At 42.8% G+C, this 22761-nt stretch carries 21 protein-coding genes; 11 read left to right on the top strand and 10 right to left on the bottom strand.

Going from position 1 to position 22761, the window contains the following annotated elements:
• Positions 1-11: 11 nt before the first annotated feature.
• The 3 genes from HWQ23_RS22620 to HWQ23_RS22610 form a co-directional block, all read right to left on the bottom strand.
• Positions 12-557: a hypothetical protein gene (locus HWQ23_RS22620; protein ID WP_292833112.1), complete on the bottom strand. Its 546-nt coding sequence runs from the start codon at positions 555-557 to the stop codon at positions 12-14.
• A gap of 216 nt (positions 558-773) precedes the next feature.
• Entirely contained in the window at positions 774-1580 is an 807-nt protein-coding gene (locus HWQ23_RS22615; RefSeq protein ID WP_292833109.1) for an inositol monophosphatase family protein, read from the bottom strand.
• A 70-nt stretch (positions 1581-1650) separates the two neighbouring features.
• Entirely contained in the window at positions 1651-3084 is a 1434-nt protein-coding gene (locus HWQ23_RS22610; RefSeq protein WP_292833105.1) for a BCD family MFS transporter, read from the bottom strand.
• Positions 3085-3184: 100 nt separating this feature from the next.
• Between HWQ23_RS22610 and HWQ23_RS22605 the strand changes: the two genes are divergently transcribed.
• The 4 genes from HWQ23_RS22605 to HWQ23_RS22590 all read left to right on the top strand — a co-directional run bounded on the left by HWQ23_RS22605 (position 3185) and on the right by HWQ23_RS22590 (position 4902).
• Positions 3185-3325 (top strand): hypothetical protein, encoded by a 141-nt coding sequence (locus HWQ23_RS22605; protein ID WP_292833102.1) that lies wholly within the window; start codon positions 3185-3187, stop codon positions 3323-3325.
• Between the two features lie 9 nt (positions 3326-3334).
• A complete protein-coding gene (locus HWQ23_RS22600) occupies positions 3335-3475 on the top strand; it encodes a DUF2887 domain-containing protein (protein ID WP_292833099.1) in 141 nt (46 codons plus the stop codon).
• Positions 3435-4133, top strand: coding sequence for an Rpn family recombination-promoting nuclease/putative transposase (locus HWQ23_RS22595; RefSeq protein WP_292833096.1), 699 nt, complete (start codon positions 3435-3437; stop codon positions 4131-4133). The genes HWQ23_RS22600 and HWQ23_RS22595 overlap by 41 nt, the downstream gene beginning before the upstream one ends.
• A 544-nt stretch (positions 4134-4677) precedes the next feature.
• Entirely contained in the window at positions 4678-4902 is a 225-nt protein-coding gene (locus HWQ23_RS22590) for a hypothetical protein (protein WP_292833093.1), read from the top strand.
• A gap of 145 nt (positions 4903-5047) precedes the next feature.
• Here HWQ23_RS22590 and HWQ23_RS22585 read toward each other — a convergent pair whose 3' ends face one another.
• Positions 5048-5215, bottom strand: a complete 168-nt coding sequence (locus HWQ23_RS22585; protein WP_292833090.1) for a hypothetical protein — start codon at positions 5213-5215, stop codon at positions 5048-5050.
• A 54-nt stretch (positions 5216-5269) separates the two neighbouring features.
• Here HWQ23_RS22585 and HWQ23_RS22580 point away from each other — a divergent pair, with 54 nt between their 5' ends.
• Complete coding sequence (locus HWQ23_RS22580; RefSeq protein WP_292833087.1) at positions 5270-6217, top strand: aldo/keto reductase; 948 nt, start codon at positions 5270-5272, stop codon at positions 6215-6217.
• A 10-nt stretch (positions 6218-6227) separates the two neighbouring features.
• Here HWQ23_RS22580 and HWQ23_RS22575 read toward each other — a convergent pair whose 3' ends face one another.
• The 3 genes from HWQ23_RS22575 to rimO all read right to left on the bottom strand — a co-directional run bounded on the left by HWQ23_RS22575 (position 6228) and on the right by rimO (position 10026).
• The gene (locus HWQ23_RS22575) at positions 6228-6806 is read right to left on the bottom strand and encodes a Uma2 family endonuclease (RefSeq protein WP_292833084.1); all 579 of its coding nucleotides are present in this window, start codon (positions 6804-6806) and stop codon (positions 6228-6230) included.
• Between the two features lie 225 nt (positions 6807-7031).
• Positions 7032-8537 (bottom strand): DEAD/DEAH box helicase, encoded by a 1506-nt coding sequence (locus tag HWQ23_RS22570; protein ID WP_292833169.1) that lies wholly within the window; start codon positions 8535-8537, stop codon positions 7032-7034.
• 169 nt (positions 8538-8706) lie between these two features.
• Positions 8707-10026 carry a 30S ribosomal protein S12 methylthiotransferase RimO gene (gene rimO, locus HWQ23_RS22565; RefSeq protein ID WP_292833081.1) on the bottom strand — a complete coding sequence of 440 codons (1320 nt, stop codon included), beginning with the start codon at positions 10024-10026 and terminating at the stop codon, positions 8707-8709.
• A 723-nt stretch (positions 10027-10749) separates the two neighbouring features.
• On the opposite strand from rimO, the gene btpA reads away from it, so the two are divergent.
• The 4 genes from btpA (at position 10750) to HWQ23_RS22545 (ending at position 16365) form a co-directional block, all read left to right on the top strand.
• Positions 10750-11598 carry a photosystem I biogenesis protein BtpA gene (btpA, locus tag HWQ23_RS22560; RefSeq protein ID WP_292833166.1) on the top strand — a complete coding sequence of 283 codons (849 nt, stop codon included), beginning with the start codon at positions 10750-10752 and terminating at the stop codon, positions 11596-11598.
• A gap of 140 nt (positions 11599-11738) precedes the next feature.
• On the top strand, positions 11739-12722 hold the full coding sequence (locus tag HWQ23_RS22555; RefSeq protein ID WP_292833078.1) for a vitamin K epoxide reductase family protein: 984 nt from the start codon (positions 11739-11741) through the stop codon (positions 12720-12722).
• 364 nt (positions 12723-13086) lie between these two features.
• Entirely contained in the window at positions 13087-15291 is a 2205-nt protein-coding gene (locus HWQ23_RS22550) for a CHASE2 domain-containing protein (protein ID WP_292833075.1), read from the top strand.
• 837 nt (positions 15292-16128) lie between these two features.
• Entirely contained in the window at positions 16129-16365 is a 237-nt protein-coding gene (locus tag HWQ23_RS22545) for a hypothetical protein (protein WP_292833072.1), read from the top strand.
• Positions 16366-16452: 87 nt separating this feature from the next.
• Here the strand turns inward: HWQ23_RS22545 and nadB are convergent, their stop codons facing one another.
• From nadB to HWQ23_RS22530, 3 genes are all read right to left on the bottom strand, one after another.
• Positions 16453-18120 carry an L-aspartate oxidase gene (gene nadB / locus HWQ23_RS22540; RefSeq protein WP_292833069.1) on the bottom strand — a complete coding sequence of 556 codons (1668 nt, stop codon included), beginning with the start codon at positions 18118-18120 and terminating at the stop codon, positions 16453-16455.
• 174 nt (positions 18121-18294) lie between these two features.
• Positions 18295-18723 (bottom strand): photosystem II complex extrinsic protein PsbU, encoded by a 429-nt coding sequence (gene psbU / locus HWQ23_RS22535; RefSeq protein ID WP_292833066.1) that lies wholly within the window; start codon positions 18721-18723, stop codon positions 18295-18297.
• A gap of 478 nt (positions 18724-19201) precedes the next feature.
• Positions 19202-19981, bottom strand: a complete 780-nt coding sequence (locus tag HWQ23_RS22530; RefSeq protein WP_292833063.1) for a DUF3120 domain-containing protein — start codon at positions 19979-19981, stop codon at positions 19202-19204.
• Between the two features lie 460 nt (positions 19982-20441).
• Between HWQ23_RS22530 and HWQ23_RS22525 the strand changes: the two genes are divergently transcribed.
• Positions 20442-21266, top strand: a complete 825-nt coding sequence (locus HWQ23_RS22525) for an undecaprenyl-diphosphate phosphatase (RefSeq protein ID WP_292833060.1) — start codon at positions 20442-20444, stop codon at positions 21264-21266.
• Between the two features lie 83 nt (positions 21267-21349).
• A complete protein-coding gene (locus HWQ23_RS22520) occupies positions 21350-22690 on the top strand; it encodes a TIGR03279 family radical SAM protein (protein ID WP_292833163.1) in 1341 nt (446 codons plus the stop codon).
• Positions 22691-22761: the final 71 nt, after the last annotated feature.

Genomic DNA, 22761 nt, shown 5'->3' with positions numbered 1-22761 from the left:
TCAACAATTACTCACTTTAAGTCGTCAATTTTGTTTAACCAAGTAACCAAGTCATCTGAGTCAAGTGCTATCTCACTTCCTAAAGTTTTGATATAAAGAAGTCTGTTGCTAATAATTAAATCTCGGATTGGATACCATGAATTTCGTGTTCTGATCAAAAGTTCCAACGGAATCCCTGGTCTTAAACTATACTTGCGATATTTCCACCAAGCTCGCCATAGAAAGACAGATTTAGTACAGTGCATCTGATAGCCTTTGGGAACTTCGCAGTATTCATACTGATAGAAACCCCGACTATCTACTTCTCCTTTGAGGAGATAACCATATTCTGCTAATGCCTCATTTATAAATTCCCATTGGGATGATTTTGAATAAATCAAGAATTCAGGTAAGGTATTAGATAGTTGGGCGGTGGCAATTATGCCTTCAGATTTCGCTGCTAGTTGGTTGGTCTTATACACTGTTTGCGCTGTCAAAGAAAGATTTGATAACAAAATTTCTTTTTTCTCGATAGAGCTTTGCACAAACTCTCGAATTAAATCTAGATTAGCCAACATAAAATTATTGATACTAACTTAATCAGTGTAACTTAAGCTACAAAACTACTGAAATTATTAACTACACTGGTCTTACACTTCAATCAGGATTATCACCAGGTTTATTTATAGTCAATTCTTTGTTTGACTAGAGTTTTGTTAAGTTTAATATCGATATGCCGCCGTCCACTAAGCTGGTTGACATAAATCACTGTTTCCAGACATCCGAGCGGCAAATTATATTTTTACGCCTTTGAGAAAAGGTTGAAATACCGGAACTAATTCTGGGCGACTAACTACAAGAGTGGGAAAAGAGCGATCGCTATAATCTTCTCCTGATGATAAGGGAAACGGCTCTGAATTCAGCGATAACCAGACACCGCCAGCAGCTTGGACAATTACCCAAGCCCCGGCTAAGTCCCAAATTTTTGGTGTCGCCTCAATACCACCTAATGTTGCTCCAGTCGCAACCGTCAAAAAGTTATAGCTAGCCACACCCAACATCCGAATTTTGCAGGGAAAGCTGTTTTGGATAATTGCGGTGCTACGGGAACAGACGTTAAAAAAGTGGTTATTGCTGGGACTATCAATACTAGTGTGGATGGGGCGGTGGTTGAGAAAAGCTCCTGTTGGTGTTGCTAAACCAGATGAACCTGGCCAGAAACCATGAAAAGCTTGATTCAAAGTTGGTGCGTAAATGTACCCAAAAATGGGTGTACCTCGATACAATAAACCCAAAGATATTGTCCAGATGGGAATGCCGCGAGTGAAGTTAGTTGTACCGTCTAGAGGGTCAATTACCCAGCACCACTCTGTACCGGGAAATGACTGATCGCTCTCTTCGCTCAAAATGCCGTAACCAGAGAAATTAGAAGCTATCGCATCCCGAATTTCCTGATCTGCCCATTTATCTGCTTGCGTCACCAAACTACCATCAGCTTTTTGGTCAGCCTGTACTTGCCCAAAATCTTGCATTAGCTGCTTGCCCACTCTGGTAGTGGTAGTTTGGGCAAAATCAAGAATTGTTGTCCAAAAATCATTCATTGGTTAATTCTCGCGCAAAGACTCCCCTGAGCCAAGATTAAGTAGATTCGGGTTGGGTTAAGTTTCTAGTTTAGTCTAAATCGCTTTCTAAAACAGATGCGATCGCAAGCTTTGTACTTGTTTGAAATTCTGTGATGTTCACCCGATTCAGAAACCAAATTGATAGCACCATTCCCACGGCTTCTAGAACGAATACCAGTCCATAAGCTAGCTCTAGGCTAGGTAGCACCTTGCGTCCAATATCCAAAACCGTACCTCCGATTACCACCGCCACTCCTCTAGAGAGGGACTGCGCTAATCCCCATGCTCCAATAAACGTACCTGCGGCTTCTGCTGCTGTGAGGTCTAACATCAAGCTAATTGCTGCTGTAGTTAAGAAACCTGTGGCTAAACCGAACAAGACCAAACCTAGCTTTAGGAAGGCTGGATTAGCAGTGAATCCTGATATTCCTAGCAATAAGGAACAGAATGCTACCAATATACAGCCCAAGCGTGCAGTTTTGCGCTTACCCAAACGCGGCACAATATAAAAGCCAGTAACGCCGTAGGCAATCAGTAGACCCGTTCCATAAAAAATATTCAGTTTGGTACTTTCCGCTAGGGGCATTTTAAAAACTTGACCCGCATAAGGTTCCAAAATCGGGTCTTGCATAAACAAACTGATAGTCATCACCAGTAAAAAGGTGAAGAATATACCTGTTTGTGGGCTAGCTGTCAAGATTTTCCAAGCATTGCCTAGAGTAATGCTGTCTTCCCGGTTCACCAGTGTGGAACGGGTTAAGTATTGAGAGTACTTTTTTTCTACGCCGAATGTTGCTGCGATCGCTAAACCAAATACAATTGCTGGGACGATAGTAAACAGCCTGTTGATTGCTGGCTGCAAGGTTGCTATGGTTGCTTCTGGGGTTAACTGTTTTAGCAAGCTGCCACTAATAATTGCCCCAACAATAATCCCCACCATTAGCATCGACCAAACCACACCGACTACTTTGGAACGGTTATCTTCTTCAGATATATCCACCAACAAAGCAGCAAAAGCAGTACCGCTAGCACAAATTCCTAGACCGTATACAGCAAAAACCAAAGCCAAAAGTGCTGTCCAGCCGATTGTTTGGCTTGTCCATGCCCAAGTACCTGCACTAGTAGCGGCAATATTGAGTTGCCACATTACTTGTACAGCTAAAAATGCTGCGATCGCAAATATTGCCGCACCCACCCAAACATAAGCTGTGCGGTGGTATCCCCATAACGGCTTGGCATCGGAAATCTGGCCGAACCAGACACGCGAAGGAGCAACAAATAAAGGCAGTGCTAGAACTACTGAAACTAGCGTCGCCGGAATTGCTATTTCTTGAATCATGACTCTGTTGAGTACCCCCAGAGTCAAAATGGACATCATGCTCAACCCCATCTGAAATAAACCCAGGCGGAACATGGTCAGCAGGTTTACTCTTGGCACAGATAGGGATTTTTTGTTGGTATCAAATATTTCACCGCTTGCCATAGCTACTTTTTCGTATAGTTTATCGGATTTAATCTCTCTCTCTTTAAATAAAGATAAACCCTAGCCGCTCGAAATCAGCGAACGAAAAATGGAAGTTGCGATGCAATGGCACTTATTTGGCAGGCAATTATACACCTCAATTAGCGTATGCTTCAGCCAAGTTAGGATTAATCTTTATGGCTTGGTTGTAATCCGCGATGTCTACGACGGGCTACGCCTACGGATAACGAGAGAATTTTAGGATGAAGTAGTGAAACGAGACTCCATTTACTATCAAATTTTTAAGCGCTTTCCTGGGTTACTGTTTGAACTGGTTGATCATCCTCCTCTACAAGCGCAAAACTATCGATTTGAATCACTTGAAGTCAAAGAAACCGCTGTTTCGCATTGATGGTGTATTTTTACCTCCAGAGGATGCAACATCTAGGGTGATATTTTTTGCTGAAGTTCAATTCCAAAAAGATGAAGCCCTCTACCATCGGTTCTTTACCGAGTCGCTGATGTATCTGAACCGGAATCGTTCTCAGTACGATGACTGGTTCTGTGTGGTAATTTTTTCATCACGCTCTTTGGAACCAAGGGATCAAAAAACTCATCGAATATTTCTCAACAGCGACCAAGTGCAGCGAATCTATTTAGATGAGTTAGGCGCGACTAATCAGCAGCCAATAGGTATCAACTTGATGCAGTTGACTCTAGCATCGGATGAAGTAATGGCACAGCAAGCAAAGCAATTGATTGAGCGGGTAAAATTAGAGTCAACGGACACACTGCCGAAAAACGAAATACTAGACATCATAACCACAATCGCCGTTTATAAGTTTTCTTCGTTGAGTAGAGAGGAAGTTGAAGCTATGCTGGGACTGACTTTGGAACAAACAAGGGTTTATCAGGAAGCGAAAGCCGAGGGTCGAGAAGAACGGGAAGTTGAAATGTTGAAACTTACCGTGCCTCTGTTACTAAAAACAGGGATGAGTGTGGAGCAGATTGCTCAACACCTCAATGTTGATATAGAAGCTGTCCAGATTGCTGCACAATCAAGCACATAAAATAATGACGAGAGCTTGATTAAAATCCTCAATTGCCCTTTTCTGGTATCCAGAGCGATCGCCTCAAAGCAGCAAATGGTAAAAAAGCTTGAAAAATGGCTAAAGTAAGAAACTTTAGCACGGTATTTCTTATCAATTCTTGGCATAGTTCAGCGATATCAAAGGTCTTGAGAGCCTCTTATTCGCATCTTTCTTGCGAAGTAAAGGGACGTATTCTTCAAAGCTTTAGCTTATCGAAGGATAATGAAGATTATTTGATACAAGGATGAAGCGTCTCGTTTTGGATGCAGTCCCCCTGATTGCCTTCTAACCTGATACAAGCAAAAACAGCACTAAAAAAGATTTTAAAGTAAACCTAAGAGTAATACTTACTAGAGTTATGCTATTGCACTATAACTTTATCGGGCACAATCAAGCTACATAAAAATATCAATGTGAAAATGTGGTTTTAACTACGCTATTGCATTGAATTAGTAAGATAAACTTGCCGTATGTATGTCATCAAACTACTTACCTTCATCTAGTAACCAAAAAGGCATAAGCAATGAGTAAAGAACCAGTCAAAGTAATATTATGGGAAGAAAACCAAAAAGATTTTCTAAAAAAGTTCTATGATCTCCAATTTACTCCCAGAGTCGGAGAGGAAGTTTACCTAAAAAAGGAGAAATGGAAAGTAACCAGAGTTGAGCATGATTTAGAAATTAGTGAGATTAATGTCTACATGGAATTAATCAAAAAAGCCAAGCAGGATAAATCATCTAATTCGTAAATACAAGTAAATACACTCAACTATTATAAAAGGGAGGTTATAGCGGTTCCCAGGTGGATGAAGTACATCAGATCAAAACCTCGCCCCCAACCCTTCTTTGTGGGTTAAGACAGGGGAGATAAACCACGGCTTTATCGGGGTGAGGTTAAGCTGTACCAGGAAACGTTATATTAGCCTCCCTTAATTCTGAGAATAGATATGTTGTCAAGTGTAATTTATAAATCTTTATGCAAGCCGCGATGTCTACGACGGGCGTAGATGCAGCACAACAAGAGTTGGGGGCAATGGCGATCGCACTGTGAAGATATTGCATCAACCATTTCGATAGACTATAAAAGTAAAGAAATATAAATTAAATTTTGCAACCGTGGAAACCATCACATTGGGGCAAAATGGCCCAGCAGTTACACCTTTGTGCATTGGCACCTGGGCTTGGGGTGATAAACTCTTTTGGAATTATGGCGATCGCTATGGGCCAGAACAGTTACAAGAAGCCTTTACAGCAGCCTTAGAGGCTGGTGTTACCTTCTTTGATACTGCGGAAATCTACGGAACGGGAAAGAGCGAGGAATTTTTGGGGCAATTTCTGCAACAGACACAACAACCTGTACAAATCGCCACAAAATTTGGCCCCCTACCGTGGCGATTTACAGCCCAATCCGTCTCTAATGCTTTAACAGACAGCCTCAAACGCTTACAATTACAGCAAATCGCCCTGTACCAAGTGCATTGGCCTTTTGCTTTCTTTTTAAGTCAAAAAACTTTGATGAATGCCTTAGCGGATGAAGTGAAGCAGGGTAGAATTGCCGCAGTCGGTGTGAGTAATTACTCAGCAGAGCAAATGCGAGACGCGCATCAAATATTGGCGGCCCGTGGAGTGCCTTTGGCTGTGAACCAAGTACGCTATTCTTTACTCACTCGTCAAGTCGAAAGCAAAGGTATTATAGCAACTGCCCGTGAGTTGGGTGTGACTATTTTGGCTTATAGTCCTCTAGCACAGGGATTACTTACAGGTAAATACAGTATTGATAGTACTGAAACCCCTACTGGTGCGAGGAAAATAGACTCACGATTTAAAAAAGAAGGTCTGCAAAAAATTGCCCCAGTCATATCTTTGCTACGCAACTTCGGGGAAAAATACGATCGCACCCCTGCCCAAGTTGCTCTCAACTGGTTAATTGCTCAGGGGAACGTTATTCCTATTGCCGGGGTGAAGACAGCCGAACAGGTGCGTCAGAATGCTGGTGCTTTGGGCTGGAGATTGAGCGATGATGAAATTGGAGAATTAGAACAAGTTAGTCGTCCTTGGCTGTAGTATTTCTAAACTATTCAAACACAGGCGGCCACAGTTCTGACACTACTAGCTCCCAACCTGGTAGTAAGTCTGGTAGTGTCAGTTTGTTGTTGTCCTGCAAGAGAATTGGTTCTTGGTTGAGTCGATAAACTGTGAGCGTCAAGTTGTCAGGATCAATCAAGATACCAACTGTACATCCAAGTTGTAGGAATAGCTGAATCTTTTCTACGAGTGGTTTGATCCGGTCTGACTTAGATTTTATCTCTACCATCAAGTCAGGCACCAGTTCCACAAAATCGCGCTTGCTTGTTTTCAGTCTATCAGCACGAACAAAAGATACATCAGGAGCGCGGAGATTTCGTTTTTCGTTCTCAGCTTCTTTACCGTTTTCAGTTTCTAAGGTAGGCAAAATAAAACCAGCGCTAGAACCAGTCACCCGTCCTAGTCTTTGTGGGCGCACCCAGTTACCGAGTAATCTAACTAACTCAGCACCTATTTCTTGTGATTCATAATCTGATGGCCCCATAAGAAGTATATTTCCGTCTACTAGCTCCATCTGCCATTCTGGATGCTCTGCTTGTAGTTGCTCTAAGTCTGGAATAGTGAACATAAGACCACGAAGAATGCATCTTTAATTTATCTTGCTACAAACTGGTAGAAAAAGTTACCCAAAAAGCCAAAAAGTCAAGAGTCTAAAGTCAAAATCTTAACTCTTGACTCTTAACTCTCAACTTTGCCAATTTTAGATTTGGATTTCGGATTGAAGAAAAAATCTCAAATCTAAAATCCAAAATTGATTAACTGTTGACTAAGAAGCTGATTCCCTAGCTGTAGGTTAACCTAGCTTTTTACTAGGGGATGCAGAAGACTCACGACCACTTGTCCGCAGTTTGGGCTTGGGAGAAGAATGTCTTTCTTCATCTCCATTGCTGCTATCTGATTTCCATGCAGAACGAGGGCGATCGCTGGAAGATTCGCGACGCTTGCCCAGTCTGGGTTTGGGAGCGGAAGATTCCTCTTGGGGAATTTCCACGTCTGAGTTCAACCAAGCGGGACGAGTTTCATCGTAAGCGATTTGCAGTGCAGCTGCGGCGATCGCCTGAGCATCGTATTCTTCAATCAGTTCGCTGACAATCGGCAAGAATGAAGCCAAACGCTCACCTGTCAAAGCTTCTCGCACCTGTTCTTGCAATTTCAGAATGTGTTTTGCTTCAATCTGTGCGCGTGTGGGAATCGTCAATACTTGCCAATTTTGGCGGTTATGACGTTCAAATGTTTGCTGCTTGCGCCGCTCAAATGGCTGTACTAAAGAAATTGCTGTTCCTTCTTTACCAGCACGACCAGTACGACCAATGCGATGGACGTAGGTTTCTGCGCTATCGGGTAAGTCGTAGTTGATCACATGGGAGAGTTGATCGACATCTAACCCTCGTGCAGCAATATCAGTTGCTACCACCCAACGGACTTGACGGTTACGGAATCTGAGTAATAAGCGTTCCCGCGCTTGTTGGGACAAGTCTCCGTGGTATTCATCGACACTATGACCAGCAGATTGTAACTGACTGGTGAGTTCTGCGGCTGTGCGTCTGGTGCGGACAAAGATTAAAGCTGTTTCTGGATCTTCCATTTCCAGAATCGGCTGTAAAGCTTTGGCTTTTGTCCAGTGGCGGGGGATCAAGTAAGCTACCTGATTAATCTTGTTGGGAGAGGCTTTTGGCTGCTCAACGGTGACAGTTGCAGGCGATCGCAAGAACTTGTTCACCAACATCCGAATTGATGGTGGCATTGTTGCTGAGAATAAAGCTGTTTGGCGATCTACGGGCGCTTGGGAGAGGATTTTCACCACATCGTCAATAAAGCCCATGCTCAACATTTCATCGGCTTCATCCAACACAAACCACTTCACTTGATCGAGCTTTAAACAGCCGCGATCGAGCAAATCGATCACCCGTCCTGGTGTACCCACGACCATGTGAACGCCACGTCTGAGTTGTAACATTTGGCGGTCAATTGATTGACCACCATAGATTGCTAACACCCGCAATCCTTCATCGCCGATGAACTGAGCGATCGCATCGTGAACTTGCATTGCTAATTCACGAGTTGGTGTTAAAACTATGGCTTGCACGGCTTTTTGATTAATATCCAGCCGCTCTATGATTGGCAGTGAAAATGCTGCCGTTTTGCCTGTTCCAGTTTGAGATTGACCAACGACATCACGACCGGCTAGCAATTGAGGAATTGCTTGCATTTGAATGTTAGTCGGTTCAGTGAAACCGATTTTTTCTAGTTGTTCGACACGTTCTTGGGAAATGCCTAATTCTTGAAATGAAAGAGTCATTAATTCTCCTAAATTTTTTGTAAGGATTTTTGGATTAGTCATTAGTCATTAGTTATTAGTCATTAGTCATTAGTCAGCCAGCAAAGTCTTAGGGGAAACCCCCCATGAGGAAATACCTCAGCAGAAAGGCAAACCCGTAAGGGTCATTTAACAAAAGACAAATGACAATTTAGTTATTGACTACTTGACCATAGAGGTCGTATGTATCAGCGTGGTGAATCGCTATTGGCACGATGGTTCCTAACTTTGCCTGGCCTTTGACATACACCAGACCATCAACCTCTGGGGAAAATCTACCTGAACGACCGATTAATTCACCACTTTCAGGATTTTCTTGCTCAATCAGGACATCAACTATTTTGCCTACTTCCTGTTGATTTTTGTTTTGGGAAATCGGTTGCTGGATTTCCATAAGTTGGTATCGCCGCTCGTCCATCACCAATTGGGGCAACTGATTTGGCAACTTGTAAGCTGGGGTTCCTTCCTCAGAGGAAAAGGTGAAGACACCAACATGGTCGAATTCATGCCGTTGAACAAACTCTAGTAGATGCTCAAAATGCTCGCTTGTTTCTCCTGGGAAACCAACAATAAATGTTGTCCGCAGTACGGCTGTTGGTAGCGCCGTTTTGATGCGATCTATAATCCCATCATTTACACGTCCTTGCCAAGGACGGTTCATGGCGCGGAGGATCTCTGGATGAGAATGCTGCAAGGGCAAATCCAGGTAAGGCAAGACGTTGGGTGTTTGTTGGATCGCCTCTATCACATCTGGGGTCAGTCCCGTGGGATAAGCGTAATGCATTCTGATCCACGGTATATCTACTTTCCCCAAAGCGCGAAGTAATTCGGCTAATTTTGGCTGACCGTAAATATCTAGACCGTAATTAGTCGTGATTTGGGAAATTAGAATAATTTCCTTTACCCCTTGACTAACTAACTGCTCCGCTTCGGCGACGATAGATTCAATAGTACGCGATCGCTGGTTCCCTCGAAGATGAGGAATTATACAAAATGCACAACGATAATCACATCCTTCCGCAACCCGCAGGTAAGCTACGCCCTCGGTTGTAGTGCGATAGCGCGGTGTAGTTTCATCGGCAATGTAGGTTGGCTCAATACTAACCTGTTTAACCCGCTCACCTTGTTCTACACGCTCAATTACATTTACGATTTTGTGATAATCGCCAGTGCCCACAACCGCTACTGCTTCAGGCAACTCCTCCAAAAGTTGTTCTTGGAAGTGTTGCGCCATACAGCCCGTGATTACGATTTTTTTGTTTGCCTCTGCCAGTTCTACCAAAGTTCTGACAGATTCAAGTCTCGCTGCTTCAATAAAACTACATGTATTAACAATAACGTAATCTGCTAACTCTTCGTTTGTATCTACACCGTACCCTGCTTCTACAAGCAGTCCTAGCATATGTTCTGTATCAATTCGATTTTTCTCGCAGCCCAAGTGAGAAATGGCAATTGTTGGCTTGTCACCCATATTTTGAAAATATCTTCATTTTTTTCTTGTAGTCAAACATTCTGGCGCAAAATTAAGCTTTTTTCCTATCAGAATCCTCATGAAAACAGTACACTGGCAAATTCCCACTGTCAGCAACTGTCCGTGGACTTATGACCCTATCAATAATAAAAATAGAGGTCATGTTATGATATTTTTATCAATCTGTTCCCCAGGGTAAATTGAAGTGTCTTTGGGTACATTTGACACTTGTAATGTTTTTTAACAATTCGCATATTGGTATTTTATATTACCGCAGCGTGTGCGTTGTTAACCTACCCATCGGGAAGCCGCCCAAAGGGCTTGTTGTGAGAAGTCGCTACCCTCAGGGAAATCGACGAAAGCGACTACGCCTATAAAGCAGTAATGCTACCCTGGCGATTGGCAAGTCCTACGACTGGGCGCGGACGAGAGCCTAAACCACGGAAAGCTGCCTTGCGTCTAGTGAGTGGCAAACTCCTCTTGTAGCCAAGTTTTATCTTAACATATCTTATGGGAGGTTTCACGCCCATTTCCATCGGAGGAAGGAGGCAGTAAACCAACTATTATAAAACACATTTGATTAGTTAATGAAAACTCAAGAGTCAAGGGTCAAGAGGAGCCGGTCTGGTGCGTATTTTCCCGATCTTAAGGGGAGTGGCGTTGAACTGGCGTTCAATAGTCAAAAAATTCTGGACTCTGGACTTTGCGAGGCGGATTAAAGACGTGGACTTATATCAGATATTTAAAACTCGCTCACCGATTATTGGCGTGGTTCACCTGCTACCACTGCCTACGTCACCGCGTTGGGGAGGTAGCCTAAAAGCGGTGATTGACCGCGCCGAACAAGAAGCCGCAGCTCTGGCAAGTGGAGGGGTTGACGGTCTGATTGTGGAGAATTTTTTCGACGCGCCGTTTACCAAAAACCAAGTCGATCCAGTGGTTGTGAGTGCCATGACCATTGTGGTGCAGCGGATACAGAATTTGGTGACTTTGCCTGTGGGCTTAAATGTTTTGCGAAACGATGCCAAAAGTGCAATGGCGATCGCTAGCTGTGTGCAGGCGCAATTTATCCGCGTCAACGTCCTCACAGGGGTGATGGCAACCGATCAGGGATTAATTGAGGGAGAAGCCTATCAACTACTCCGCTATCGACGGGAGTTAGGCTGCGATGTTAAAATCCTGGCCGATGTGTTGGTGAAACACGCCCGTCCTTTGAGTTCTCCAAATCTCACAGTCGCCGTGAAAGACACCATTGAAAGGGGTTTAGCGGACGGGGTTATTTTGTCTGGCTGGGCTACTGGTAGCCCTCCTAACTTAGAAGATTTGGAACTCGCTTGTGGTGCAGCAGCTGGCACGCCAGTGTTCATCGGTAGTGGGGCTAATTGGGAAAATATTGATACATTGATGCAGGCAGCAGATGGTGTAATAGTTTCCAGTTCCCTGAAACGTCACGGACGCATAGAGCAACCAATTGATCCAATTCGCGTCAGCCAATTTGTGGAAGCCGCGCGTCGCAATTGGAACTCCAAAGGTGAAAACAAATCAGCAGAACAAGTGAAGTTACATTCTTAGGGAGTGGGGAGTGGGGAGTAGGGAGTAGGGGGAGGAAGCGAACAATTAATTATTATTCCCGATTCCGCAATTCCCGATTCCGCAATTCCCGATTCCCCATTCCCGATTCCCCATTCCCCATTCCCCATTCCCCAATATTTATGATTCGCCGTCGTTCTACTCCTTGGATTCATAAATGGTCACGTCCATTGATTGCCGCGATCGCTGGATGTGGTGCCTTGACAACAGCTTATCTCACCATAGAAAAGTTAACAGGAGGCAGTGCAGCTTGTGTGGCACAGGCTGGTGCTAAGGGTTGTAATGATGTGCTTTCCAGTCCTTGGGCAACGGTTTTTGGCCAGCCATTAGCCTTGTTTGGGTTTTTGGCATACACCAGTATGGTGATATTTGCTTTGGCTCCCTTGGTATTCAACTCAGGGGAAAACAATCGCCGCAAACAATTGGAAAATTGGACGTGGTTTCTGCTGCTGGCGGGTGCGATCGCTATGTCTGTCTTTAGCGGCTACTTAATGTACGTGCTGGCATCTCAAATTAAAGCTACTTGTCCTTACTGTATCGGTTCAGCTTTGTTCTCTTTGAGTCTTTTGGTACTGACGATAATCGGTCGGACTTGGGAGGATATTGGACAAATCTTTTTTACCGCCATTATTGTCGGAATGGTGACGCTGATTGGTACTTTAGGCGTCTATGCTGGCGTGAATAAATCAGATGTTACAGCTGGAACTCCTGGACAACCCGCACAGATTAACTTTACTCCCAAGGTAGATCCTAACCCGGCATTCGGTTGGGAAGTTACCACTACTTCTGGTGAGGCAGAAATAGCCTTAGCACGCCAGCTTGCAAAGGTAGGGGCGAAGGAATATACTGCTTACTGGTGTCCTCACTGCCATGAACAAAAGCTGCTTTTTGGTAAAGAAGCCGAGGAAATAATCAACAATGATATTAAGGTAGAGTGCTTTCCTAATGGATCGAAAGTTATAGCAGAAGTGTGTAAAGCCGCAAAAATTGAAGGCTTCCCCACTTGGATAATCAATGGTAAAAGCTATAGCGGAATCCAAAGCTTAGAGGAACTAGCGAAAGTTTCTGGTTACACGGGCCCTCGTAACTTCAAGTATTTCAAGTAATTGACTTGAGTCAGCATCAGCGTCGGTTTTCAATGAATTGGGAAGGCTACACTGACCTAGTGGTACGGTGTAGTTCACACCCCATAGTCAACTGGGTCAATACCACGATGTCTTGAAGAACCTTGCTGAGTTGAAAAAACTCTTAGAGGTTGTTTTCAAAGTGGTTGGCTGTGATTTTAGGCACTTTTTGATCCCGGATAGCGCACGCCATGTGCTAGCCGGGATCAAGAACGTTTTGCTACCGAAAAGACGACTTTTAAAACATCCTCTTAGGAACTCTATTTAACTCCCGCTTGAGCTATTTTAGTCCGATACTTAATAGCTATAGGAAATAGAGAATATTTCTCCCTATTAGGTAATGGGAATGAATCAGCAGCTAGGCAACCATTTTGTAAAATTAATCTTTAGACTGAAACAATCGCTTAGTCGGGGACACAGAGAATTGATTATTGCCGCCAGCATTGCAGCCTTCATCCTGGTTTTGCACTCCATCGGATTATTGCAAGCTTTGGAGTTGGCAGCTTTGGATCAATTTTTTCGCTTACGTCCAGATGAACCGCCAGAAGAGCGTATTACGATCGTAGTGATTGATGAAACCTATTTAGACAAAGTAGGTTCGTGGCCAATTCCAGATATAAAGATTGCCCAGTTATTGCAAAAATTAAACGTCCACAAACCTCGTGCTATTGGCTTAGATATCTACAGAAATTTCCCAGTAAAGACTGGTAATCAAGAACTGCGTAATGCTTATAAATCAATGCCCAACTTGATTGGTATTGAACTCCTAACAAATGACAAAAACAAAAACTTTAGTGTTTCGCCTCCACCGGGACTGAATCAGGATCAAGTGGGCTTTAACAATGTGGTATTTGATCTTGATGGTAAAGTACGTCGCAGTTTGTTGTATTGGTACGTTGATGATCAGGTACACGAAAGTTTTGCCATGAAGTTGGCTTTATTGTATTTAAAGTCAGAGGAAATTACTCCCACCAAAGCAAAAATAAACCCTGAGTATTTGCAATTAGGTAAGGCAGTATTTACTCGTTTTGAGGCTAATGATGGTGCTTATGTGGCAGCTGATGATAAAGGCTACCAAATTTTGACCAATTTTCCCAAACCCAAATATCAAAGTTCATCTGGAGAATTTTATCCTTTTACCCAGGTATCTATAACAGATGTACTAGCTGATCAAGTCAAAGAAAACTTAATCAAAGATCGGATTATACTCATTGGCTCCACTGCACCCAGTGTCCAGGATTTTGTATTCATTCCCTACTCCAGCAGTCTAATGGGTACGGCAAAGACTGTACCTGGAATTCAACTGCAAGCTTATTTTATTAGTGAGTTAATCTCAGCTGCTTTGCAAGGACGACCATTACTCAAAGTGTGGCCTGACTTAGTGGAATACTTGTGGATTTTTATCTGGTCTTATCTGGGAGCCATTACCACATTGCGGATAGGACACGCAATTATAAGCCTGCTGAGTATCCTAGTTTCTTGTTTTGTATTAACCCTGAGTGCGTATCTAGCTTTCTTATATGGTTGGTGGATACCGCTCATTCCCTCAGTGTTTAGCTTTGGCAGTTCAGCTATTTGGATGATCAGTCATATTGCCCATATCCAACAAGAGGGGAAACGTTCCAAAGAATTTTTGTATCACGTAATCAACACGATTTCTGATCCAATTTTTGTGAAAAATCAACAACACCAATGGATCGTTTTAAATGAGGCGTATTGTCAATTTATTGGTTATCCGAATAGGTTGTTAATTGAAAAGTCAGATTATGACTTTTTCCCTAAACATGAAGCTGATGTATTTCGACAACAGGATGAGCTTGTTTTTCAGACTAAGCAACCCCAGGAACATGAAGAAGAATTTACAAATGCCGCTGGTCAGACTCATAAAATTGCCACTAAGCGATCGCTCCACAAAGACGCAGCTGGCAATTCCTTTTTAGTTGGGGTCATCCGAGATATTACTCAGCGCAAGCTCAAGGAGGAACATCTCAAGCGTACTGCTGCTGAACTATTCCGCTCTAACAATGAATTAAAACTCAAAGAAGACCACTTGCGCTATTTAGCAGATCACGATCCCCTGACCGGTTTATCCAATCGCAAATTTTTTGCTGAACAACTTTACGAGTCGTTACATTGGGCACAATACAACAACTTCTTGGTGGGGCTGCTGTTTATTGATCTAGATGGCTTTAAGCAAATCAATGATACTCTGGGGCACGAGATGGGCGATCGCTTGCTAATGACTATTGCTGGACGACTCAGCAACTCTTTACGCGCTAGTGATAGAGTTTCTCGTTTGGGTGGTGATGAATTTACTGTGATTTTACGGGGAATTCCTAATGTTCAAATAGCTGCTAAAGTCGCCGAAAAAATTTTAAGCAGCATTAACAAGCCAATTGTTTTGGACGGCAATAGAATCCGAGTCTCTGCCAGTATTGGCATTAGTGTCTACCCATACAACAGTCAAGACAGTGAAACTTTGATCAAACAAGCCGATGCAGCAATGTACCGTGCCAAGCGCCTGGGTAAAAATCGTTACGAGTTTGCTTAATTAACCAAGGGTAATTAGGAAGGTAACTGAATTTAGTAAGTATTTTTACTTGATAAAAATATACTTATACTTACTAGTACTGCAAGGCGGAAGTCACGCATTCACGCATTCAAAAGTATTATGGAATAAGCTATGAGAGGGATTTGAAATGGTTGCTCTATTTACCCCGCATTTCTCACAAGCGGTGCGATCGCTATGACCAAACCTTTATCAGGCTTAGATTTTGAGCGTTTTAGACACTGCATGAATCACAGCAGTATGTGAACGGGGGATTTTATCTCAAGTCTAAGTGGCATAAGCGTTTTGGGCTAATCGTTTAAACCTTTGTGAGAAATCCGGGTTACGGGCGTACTAGCCTGATTACGATATTTGATAGTTGCATAGTTTTTCAAATCCTTGTAGTCTCGGAATTTCGTTGTATTATATCTATGTATCTTTACTGTAATTAAATCTTAACTAGACAAGGAAATAAGTATTACTTGATATTTTTTTCAGCATGATTATTCACTGAATATGCTGTTTTTACTTACGGCGCTTAAAATATTACTAAGGTACTATTAATAAATAGTGAATCAAGTGCAATGCTCACAGTAATTTCTCAACATATCTAACTTTAGACTGATGTAGAAAGAGCAAATTTAAGAATATCACTTAAGTATAAAGAGTGTTTAATCCCAGCAGATTAACGTTAATCTACAAGCACATACCACTATTACTTGTAGACTACTAGCAAAGATTTAATAAAGTAAAAATCTATTTTCCGAAAAAGCCAGTAAATATACGGTTGAAAATAAAAAAACACTCTTAAATGAAAAATTAGTAAATTTGCTTAAATTTATGAAAACTAACTTCCGAATCACAAAGTTTATTATATTATCTATAGCTGCTTCCATCCTAATACCGCAAATTGCCGTTTGCACAAATATGGTCAGTACTGCAAGTGCTAATGCTGGCGCTACTACCAGTAACACCTCAATCGCCCGCAAACTCAATTCTCAAAATTTAAAAGACGACACATATATTCCACCAAATTATGGTGGCCCCGACAGTCATCATGGTAGCGGCACTCGCTGATGGCAATTTTGAATTTTAGATTTTCAATTTTTAATTGTGGTAAAGCAGCCAGTGAGAGTCGTCTAGTTGACAATTAAATAGACAAAACTATACAGATTTCCACCAATGATGTGTTTGTACAAGTGTGTGGACTTGCCAATTTGGGTCTGGTTGAGGGTAATCTAAACGGTAGTGTCCGCCTCGACTTTCGGTTCTAAAAGCAGCACTTTTAAGAATTAAATCAGCCACATCTAATAAATTGCGGGTTTCTGCCCAAAGTCCCAATTGCCGTTCAACATCTGGTATGTCAAAACTAGCTGGTTCTGCGGGACGTAAAGCAAGCAAGAATTGACTTAAAGGCAAGGCAGCGAAATCTTGCTGCCAAGATTCAATAGTAGCGATCGCAGTTTCCAACCTTGATTGCTCCCGACAAATACCAGCACTTTCCCACACTAGACGTGGTAACTTCTCTCTGAGTGCTTCTAGGTGTGCTTGCTGAATGTGCCACTCACTAGCATCAACACTAAATTTCCGTAATGGTAGCACTGGTGTTTCTGACGGCAGCCCAATATTTTCCAACTCAATATTAGCCATCTGCGCCCCAAACACAATACATTCCAGTAGGGAATTACTGGCAAGGCGATTTGCCCCATGTACGCCGGTACTAGCGGTTTCACCTACCGCATACAAACTCTTGATATTTGTGCGATTCATCAGATCCGCGACAATCCCACCCATCCAGTAATGGGCAGCTGGCGCTACAGGAATTGGTTCATGGAAGACATCAACGCCCCAATGCTGACAAACTTTGATGATGTTGGGAAAGCGGTGACGAATCTTGTCGGCGGGGATGGGGCGCATATCCAACCAGACATGGGCAGTCGCCAAATCAAGGGCGGTACGTTGTAAATGGCTGAAAATTGCTCTACTGACCACATCTCTGGGCGCGAGTTCACCCGCCGGGTGGTAGTCAAAGGCAAAACGCCGCCCTTCGTTATCCACAAGGTGCGCCCCCTCGCCGCGTACAGCTTCGCTAATCAGAAAGCGATCGGCACCAGGTTTAGTTAGGGCAGTGGGGTGAAATTGCACAAATTCCAAATCGCGGAGGATCGCCCCAGCCCGAGCTGCGATCGCTACCCCATCACCTGTACTCACAGCCGGGTTAGTGGTTTGGGCAAATACCTGACCGCCGCCGCCAGTTGCCAATACCACAGCACCAGCTCTTATCCAGGTGATTTTACCTTGATAAAACAGGCTTATTCCCTGACAGCGACCAGTTTCGGGTTCAATCCACAAATTCAAAGCCAAAGCTTGCTGAATGACTTGAATATTCGGGCGACGTAATACTTGGTTGGTGAGGGTGGTGGTAACTTCCCTCCCTGTGGTGTCGGCGGCGTGGAGAACGCGGTTGCGAGAATGGGCAGCTTCTAAAGTTAAAGCCAAGGTTTGACCATGACGGTCAAAAGCAACCCCCAAGTTAACTAGGGATTGAATGCAGTTAGGGGCAAGTTGGGCGAGAAATTCGACGGCGGTGCGATCGCATAAACCTGCACCTGCGCGGATCGTATCTTCAATGTGCAGCGTGGGAGAATCTTCCGGGGCAACAGCTGCGGCAATGCCACCTTGCGCCCAATCACTGGCGGACAAAGCAACAGTTTCTTTGGTAATCAAACCGACTCGCAAAGACTCTGGTAGACACAGCGCTGTATATAGTCCAGCAGCACCAGCGCCGACTACTAAGACATCAAATTGGCTAGGAATATCTATCTGAGGCAAGGTAAAAGCACAGGGGAGAGTGAGAAATCAGAAGTGAGGAGTTAGAAGTGAGGAGTTAGGAATTTTGAATTTTTAACTCATAACTCCTAACTCCTAACTCCTAACTTATAATCGTGTCCCACTACTTAAAATCAGGAGTGGGCTGCTATTTGCTACATTGACTGCATTTTGCAGTTATCTGTAGATGCCGTTGTTAAAGCGATCGTCTCCCTCGTTGAAGGCAGGCTCTAGTTCTGTCACGGTGAATTTATCGAAGTTGGCTTGCAGGGTTTGTTTTTGGCGATCGCTCAATCCGGGAAGATCCAATACATCCTCTACCTTTTGGTAGGGAGCATTTGTGATGATTTTCTTAGCCAGGGTGGGATAAAGCCCTGGATACTGTTGAAAAGCTCGGACGTTGGTATTATTCAAATCAATTTTTTTACCAAATTCCGTTCCTAGTTTAGCGTCTGCCCGATTCTGCCGCTCAATTGCCAAAACTGGGACTTGGGGAAAAGCAAAACTGTTGAAACTAGCAGCTTGGGCTATCTGAGTTGTTCCCAACCATCCCCAGCAACTAAGTAACAAACTAAACACTGTTAATAAACGCGCTAATCTTTTCACGATTTTTCTACCTCTTTCCATCAAACAGAAACAAAAGTTTTAAGCTAACAGCCGTCATTAGTCATTAGTCATTAGTCAGAGCGCCAAAGACAATTGGACTTTGGACAAAACCTGATAGCTTAATCAACACAGCAGTCATCAAAAACTAATATACAGCGTATTAATATCCACAATATTTGCCGTTACTGGGTTTGACTGTACTTTTGACAAAAATTTTCATTTTTCATAGTGGTAAGAGTGCCTGCATAGCTGCAATAGCCTTGCATCCATGATCCTGGTAGCATTAAGAGCTAGAGGAAACCTTTTTGGGGTGGCTGATTCTGGCGATGTCTAATACCGAAAAGCCTACCAAAAAACACTTGATGGTGAGCAACTGTTATGTAATATTTCTTAACTAATTAATCATCTACAGCATCATTTTCGATCTGCCGTAGATTGGGCTGGGAGTTTGGGCAAAAAATGCAGCCTCTTGCCTTATTCAGGCTGCGATCGCAGCTAACAAAAATAGGCTGTCTACCAAAATTGTGCTTAAAACTGCGCCACTAAAGGCATACCAGTGTCTTTGCTTTCGACCTAAAGGTAAAATTCCGACTGTTAACAGCACTAGACCCAGAATTATAGCCCAAGTTTGTCCCCAAGGCGTTTGTACTTGCGTTAAGGCATTTTGTAATATTTGCGGTACTACATCAGCATCTACTATCATAATTTGCCGCCAATAGGGCATCAAATCTGCTATATAAAAATATACATCTGTTAAAACTGTACCGAGTAAAGAACCTAAATAAAACCAGTTACCCACCTTGCCCCAATTCTTCGCCAAACACCAGCAAGCAAACGGTAAACCTATAGACTCCACTGGCAGATGCCATAAAGGCTCCCAACGTAACCAACCCCAGTAAATCGCTCCTGCTAACCAACTTGAGCTAAATCCTAAGAGCAAATCCCCCCAGACGTAAGTTGCAGGACGTGACATCAAGGTAAAACTTAGCCACACCCAAAATCCTGTCAGCGCTAAACTTAGACTTGGTAGCGATCGCACTATTGGCGCTTCTATAAATACTGGCACTGTTACCAAAAATACCGCCGTCGCAAACACTAACCAACTTTGTCGCCCAAAAACCGATAAGGGGAGAGAGGGAGAAAAGGAGAGTGTAGATTCCAATTGCCTGATATCCTTCTGCCCAGTATCAGCTAAATCCAAGTCGGTATCAATCGGAGGGGTAGAAACGGTATAGGAGGACAATGTATTATTAATCAAAGTTTTTAATATTTGTTACTAAACTTTATCTTATTTAAGATATCACATTTTAAAATCCCCCCCTGGGGTATTGCAATTATACTGAAATTTCGGGGAGCGCTGGCGCAAATCAGACAAAACACTCTGCGCCACACCAGACTAATCCACCAAAGTTGCACTATGTACACAACTCCTCTGTAGTCCCTTGTAAATGGGGACTACACAGAGGTGAGGGTAAATTTAACGGTTAAAAAGTCAACAGGGATCAGTCCGCGAAATATTAAAGTTTGATGAACTGCCAAAATTGCGTTGACTTATTGACATGGGTGTAAGAACATGGTCAGCGTCTTCGATGATGTTATTGATCACTAAAATTGAATTTTCTACAAGATTGGGTGCAGCAAAGAGTATAAAAAATAACATTATCAGCTAAACAATGTTCATAATCATGTCTAGAACAGGAAAAAGGTCTTAATTACATATGGAGTTTATTCAAGCTTTTATTTTGGGTATTGTTCAAGGTATTACAGAGTTTTTGCCAATCAGCAGTACTGCACATCTTTTGATTGTGACAAAGGTATTTGGTTGGAAAGAACTAGGTTCTAAAGATTTTGTTGATGCAATTCAATTTGGCAGTGTTATCGCAATTTTAGGGTATTTTTGGTCACTGATTTACAGTATTGTCAAGGGTGGAATCGAAGCACTAAAAGACAGAGACTGGCAACGGGAGGAGTGGAAAATTCTTGTTGGTATTGTAGTCGGAACAATGCCTGCCTTAATTTTTGGCTTTCTTTTGAAAGACATTCTACCGGAGAGTGCATTAATTATTGCCATTATGTCGATCATCATGGCACTTATATTAGGTTTGGCAGAGAAAATTGGCACTCGCAAGCGAGGTTTTGAGTCATTGCAGATTCGGGATGGGATTTTAGTTGGATTGGGGCAAACACTTGCTTTGATTCCGGGCGTTTCTCGTTCTGGCTCGACGTTGACGACTGCCTTATTTTTAGGATTAGAACGCGATACAGCAGCGAAATTCTCATTTTTGTTAGGGTTTCCAACTCTTACCATTGCTACGCTGTATAAAAGCCTAAAAATATTCAAGTTGTTTCAAGCCCACCAGTTGCCAGATAACATTGTTGGACTGTTAATTGTAGGGATTATTTCAACCTTTATTTTTTCCTACCTATCGATTGCATTTTTGATCAAATACTTAGCAACCAAAAACACTTTAGTTTTTGTTTGGTATAGATTAGCATTCGGTAGTGTTATCTTACTGGCGATCGCAGCAGGTTGGAAGGGATAATAGTCATTAGTCCTTTGTCATTAGTCATTTGTCCTTTGTCCAAAGCAAATGACTAATGCCCCATGCCCCATGCCCAATACCCCATGACTAGAATTCATCCTGCCCGAATTACTAAGGTTCTTCCAGACTCAATAGCCGCAGAGATAGGCTTTGAATCCGGGGATGCGATCGTTGCTATCAATGGTACACGTCCCCGCGATTTAATTGATTATCAGTTTTTGTGTGCTGATGAAGTTTTGGAACTAGAGGTTTTAGACGCTACTGGTAAAACTCATAGCCTGGAAATCGAAAAAGATTACGACCAAGACTTGGGGCTAGAATTTGAAACTGCCCTATTTGATGGTTTAATTCAGTGCAATAACCGTTGCCCATTTTGCTTTATCGACCAACAGCCACCAGGTAAGCGCACCAGCTTGTATTTAAAAGACGACGATTACCGCCTGAGCTTTTTGTACGGCTCTTATCTTACCCTGACCAATTTACCAGAAAGAGAATGGCAGCGAATTGAGCAAATGCGCTTGTCTCCGTTGTATGTTTCTGTTCATGCTACGGAGCCGGAAGTCAGAATTAGACTGCTAAAAAATCCGCGTGCGGGACAAATCTTGCAACAAATCAAGTGGTTTCAAGAAAGGCGACTACAAATTCATGCTCAAGTGGTTGTTTGTCCTGGTATAAATGATGGCAAACATCTGGAACAAACTCTCAAAGATTTAGCGTCCTTTCATACTGGTGAAGTGCCTGCGGTCGCATCGGTGGCAGTTGTGCCAGTTGGGTTGACACGGTTTCGGCCTCCAGAAGATGAACTCATACCCGTAACTAGGGAAAAAGCCCAAGAAGTGATTTCTCAAGTGCAAATGCTCTCACAGCAATTTCGCCAACAATTCGGTTCTAGCGTTGTTTGGTTAGCCGATGAGTGGTTTTTGATTGCAGGTGAGGAATTACCCAGCGAATCTGAATATGAAGAATATCCCCAAATTGATAACGGAGTTGGTTCGATTCAATTATTTCTGAAGCAATTTGCCACCGTTGCAGCAGAATTACTACCGCCAAAAGTTTATCCTCAGAGGAAATTAACTTGGGTAGTAGGCAACGCCGTAGAAAAAGCATTTCAACCGATTTTGAAACGCTTAAATTTTGTTGAAGGTTTAGAAGTGAATATGCGTGCTTTATGTAGTGATTATTGGGGACAAACTATCAGTGTAACTGGATTATTAACTGGTCATGATTTGCTTATAAATTTAGAAGGGCAAGATTTAGGTGATGGGATTTTGCTACCGAATGTCATGTTAAAAAATGGGGAATTAGTGTTTTTAGATGATATGAGTATTGAGGAATTAGCTGGCAGACTAAATACAAAAATTTTCCCAGTAGCAGGAGTTGAAGATTTAATCAAAACATGTATTTTCAATTATGGTCAGGTTTAGTTATCAAAGATCAGTTGTTTCTCGGAGGTAATTTATTGTTATGCTAGATGATAAATAAGAAGTAATGCTTA

This window comes from Nostoc sp. JL33 (assembly GCF_017114985.1).
Classification (GTDB): domain Bacteria; phylum Cyanobacteriota; class Cyanobacteriia; order Cyanobacteriales; family Nostocaceae; genus Nostoc.
This window is presented reverse-complemented; position numbering and strand designations above follow the sequence as displayed.

Excerpts from the sequence above, each read along its gene's own strand:
- HWQ23_RS22620 (WP_292833112.1), bottom strand. The coding sequence starts at position 557 with ATGTTGGCTAATCTAGATTTAATTCGAGAGTTTGTGCAAAGCTCTATC.
- HWQ23_RS22615 (WP_292833109.1), bottom strand. The coding sequence starts at position 1,580 with ATGAATGATTTTTGGACAACAATTCTTGATTTTGCCCAAACTACCACT.
- HWQ23_RS22610 (WP_292833105.1), bottom strand. The coding sequence starts at position 3,084 with ATGGCAAGCGGTGAAATATTTGATACCAACAAAAAATCCCTATCTGTG.
- HWQ23_RS22605 (WP_292833102.1), top strand. The coding sequence starts at position 3,185 with ATGCAATGGCACTTATTTGGCAGGCAATTATACACCTCAATTAGCGTA.
- HWQ23_RS22590 (WP_292833093.1), top strand. The coding sequence starts at position 4,678 with ATGAGTAAAGAACCAGTCAAAGTAATATTATGGGAAGAAAACCAAAAA.
- HWQ23_RS22585 (WP_292833090.1), bottom strand. The coding sequence starts at position 5,215 with ATGCAATATCTTCACAGTGCGATCGCCATTGCCCCCAACTCTTGTTGT.
- HWQ23_RS22575 (WP_292833084.1), bottom strand. The coding sequence starts at position 6,806 with ATGTTCACTATTCCAGACTTAGAGCAACTACAAGCAGAGCATCCAGAA.
- HWQ23_RS22570 (WP_292833169.1), bottom strand. The coding sequence starts at position 8,537 with ATGACTCTTTCATTTCAAGAATTAGGCATTTCCCAAGAACGTGTCGAA.
- rimO (WP_292833081.1), bottom strand. The coding sequence starts at position 10,026 with ATGGGTGACAAGCCAACAATTGCCATTTCTCACTTGGGCTGCGAGAAA.
- HWQ23_RS22555 (WP_292833078.1), top strand. The coding sequence starts at position 11,739 with ATGATTCGCCGTCGTTCTACTCCTTGGATTCATAAATGGTCACGTCCA.
- HWQ23_RS22550 (WP_292833075.1), top strand. The coding sequence starts at position 13,087 with ATGAATCAGCAGCTAGGCAACCATTTTGTAAAATTAATCTTTAGACTG.
- HWQ23_RS22545 (WP_292833072.1), top strand. The coding sequence starts at position 16,129 with ATGAAAACTAACTTCCGAATCACAAAGTTTATTATATTATCTATAGCT.
- HWQ23_RS22525 (WP_292833060.1), top strand. The coding sequence starts at position 20,442 with ATGGAGTTTATTCAAGCTTTTATTTTGGGTATTGTTCAAGGTATTACA.
- HWQ23_RS22520 (WP_292833163.1), top strand. The coding sequence starts at position 21,350 with ATGACTAGAATTCATCCTGCCCGAATTACTAAGGTTCTTCCAGACTCA.